2 protein-coding genes and 1 pseudogene are annotated in these 2449 nt (G+C 75.8%); 2 read left to right on the forward strand and 1 reads right to left on the reverse strand.

Annotated elements, in window-relative coordinates:
* Window positions 1-371, reverse strand: a pseudogene (locus AOK22_RS36540) (MarR family transcriptional regulator); the annotation flags it as partial.
* A 469-nt stretch (window positions 372-840) separates the two neighbouring features.
* Here AOK22_RS36540 and AOK22_RS43460 point away from each other — a divergent pair.
* Both AOK22_RS43460 and AOK22_RS36550 read left to right on the forward strand, forming a co-directional pair.
* On the forward strand, window positions 841-1683 hold the full coding sequence (locus AOK22_RS43460; protein WP_055702971.1) for a hypothetical protein: 843 nt from the start codon (window positions 841-843) through the stop codon (window positions 1681-1683).
* On the forward strand, window positions 1680-2449 hold a 770-nt coding region (locus AOK22_RS36550), incomplete at its 3' end, for a hypothetical protein (protein WP_055702972.1). The genes AOK22_RS43460 and AOK22_RS36550, both read left to right, overlap by 4 nt.

A 2449-nucleotide genomic window follows, 5' to 3' on the forward strand; every position in this document is an offset into this window, starting at 1 on the left:
TCTCCCGCGAGGAGGGCGAACACCGCGTCGCGCGTCGCCATCGCCCGCAGCACCCGCAGGTCGGCGGCCCCGACCAGGCCACGGGCGACCAGTTCGGCGCCGGGCAGCCGTGCCGCGTCACCGCTCGCCGCGAGCGCCTCCGCCCAGTCCCGTTCGCTCAGGCGGCCCGAGCGCAGGAGCAGCACCTCGGGGCCCGGGGCGCCCGGACTCTCGGCCTCGACCACCCGGCCCTGCCGGAGCCGGAACACGCCGCCGGGCCTGCCGAGGACCCGCAGTCCGCCGGTGACGGCGTCGGCCGCGCACCCGGCGAGGGCGCGGGACAGGAGGCCGTGGCCGGCCGGGTCGAGCAGACCTCTCGGCGGATCCGGCATCAGCGCCCCCGACTCTCCCTCACACGTCCTCGACTGTCCGCGCCATCGCACGTCCTCTGGCTGTCCGCCATCGCCCGTGCCGTCACGCCTGGTTGACGCGGGTGGGCATGTTTACCAAGCGGGAGGTGCGTTCCTCCGGGGATCGCCCAATGTGACGGAACTTGGCGGCGTGTGCCGGGTGCGGGGCGCTTTCGGTCGCCCGTCCGACCGCTCGTACCGCCGCTTCGACCGATCTCGGCGACCGGGCACGCAAACGCCGATCGTGTGGCCGAATTACGTCATCGAATGAGCATCCGGGAGCAGGGAACTGTCGGCCCCAAGCATGTTCCGCTGGAATGTGCCACTGCCTTCCGCACGCGTCTTCCGCCGTCATAGCCTCCGCGTCACCGCAGCGCACCAGCACGGTGCGTGAGCGGTGTGGGGAGGGGAGCTCCGAGTGCCCGGTATAGATGTTTGCCTGCTGGAAGTGATGTCCGTGCCGGGCGCTCGGGGCGCGGCCCTCGTGGACTGGACCTGCGGACTCTCGCTCGGCTCGGCCGGCGAACCGCCGCACGGCGAGGCGGAGTCGGCGGCGGCCGAGGCCGCCGAGCTGGCGCGCATGTCCATGGAGTGCCGCACGTTCCGCCCCTCCGTGCGCAGGGCGCTGCCCGCACAGGTTCCCCGCCAGGTGCCGGTGGAGGGACTCGTGCACGGCCCCGGTCATGGGTCGGGACATGCACCGGGGCACGCGTCAGGGCACGCGTCGGGGCTCGGATCGAGCCACGGAACGAGCCACGGATCGGTTCACGGCTCCGATCCCGCCCCCGGGCACGGCTCCGGAAACGGCCCGGGACACGTCCCGGGGACCGGACTGGAGCACGTGCCCGCGCAACGCGGTCCCGGGCAGGCCCCGGGCGCGGGTCCGGGACACCTCCCGGGCACGTCCCCGGGCCGCCTCCTCCCCGAGTTACCCGGCGGATCCCCCCACCACGTCCCGGAGTTACCGGGCGGGCCCCCGCCGGACACGACCGGCGGGGGCGGGGAGTCCCCCAGCCTCACCGCTCCCGTCGACCGCCCGGCCCACGCGCCGCTCATCCCCCACGCCTCCGGCTCCTCGCACTCCCCCCACGCCCACCTCCCCGTCCCCGTCGGCCGGCTCGACGTGGAGGATCTGATCGTCACCACCCGGACCGAGTACCACGTACTCCGTTTCGTGGAGACCGAGTTCGACGCCAGCGTCTTCCTGCACATGTGGCTCGACCGCGACGCGGGGAACCTCGCCGTCGCACGGCTGCGGCTGCAGGACGTCGCCCGACGGCTGGTCCTGGAATGACGACGGCCGTGCCCGCGCCGGGCCCCGTCCTGCCCACCCGGTGTTCGATGCTGGTCCGCCTCGCGATGGAGGGGGCCACCGGGGCGCTGGTGCGCGACGCCGGGACGGTCTACCTCGCCGACGGCCGCGTCATCCACGCCGAGAGCACGGCGGCACCCGGCGTCGACGTCCTGCTGACGGCGGGCGGCCGGCTGCCGCGCGCCGTGTGGGACGCGGCGGTCAAGCGGGCCGGGCCCGGCCGCACCGTCTCCCGGATCCTCCTCGACGGCGGCCATCTGCGCCCCGGCGAACTGGAGATCTGCCTGTCGACCGCGCTGTTCGACGCCGCGCTCTTCGCGCTGGCGCCGGGCAACGGACCCGCCCGCTTCCGGCACGGCGTCGCCCACCGGATGGGCATGCCACGCCCCGTGACCGCCGCCGCGGTGGAGCGGGAGACGCGCCGCCGCCGCGAGCTGCTCGACGGCCTCTGGCCCGGCCGGATCATCGACACGGCGCCGGTGGTGCCGCGCCCGGCCGCCGCCGAACGCTGGGCACCGCCGCGCCAGCGCGCGCTGCTCGACCTGGCCGACGGCACCCACACCCCGGCGGACCTCTCCCGGCTCCTGGGCCGGCCCGCCTTCCACGTCCTCCTGGAGGTACGGCGCCTCGCCGTCGCGGGACTGATCGACGTACCGCGCGACACGCCGCGCGAAAGACCGCGCGCGGCCCACGCCCGCCCGCACGCGCCGGACCCCGGCGCCGCCGCCGCCCTGCCGGGCCCCCGTGC

It is taken from the genome of Streptomyces silaceus, from assembly GCF_001419745.1.
Classification (GTDB): domain Bacteria; phylum Actinomycetota; class Actinomycetes; order Streptomycetales; family Streptomycetaceae; genus Streptomyces; species Streptomyces silaceus.

Excerpts from the sequence above, each read along its gene's own strand:
- AOK22_RS43460 (WP_055702971.1), top strand. The coding sequence starts at position 841 with ATGTCCGTGCCGGGCGCTCGGGGCGCGGCCCTCGTGGACTGGACCTGC.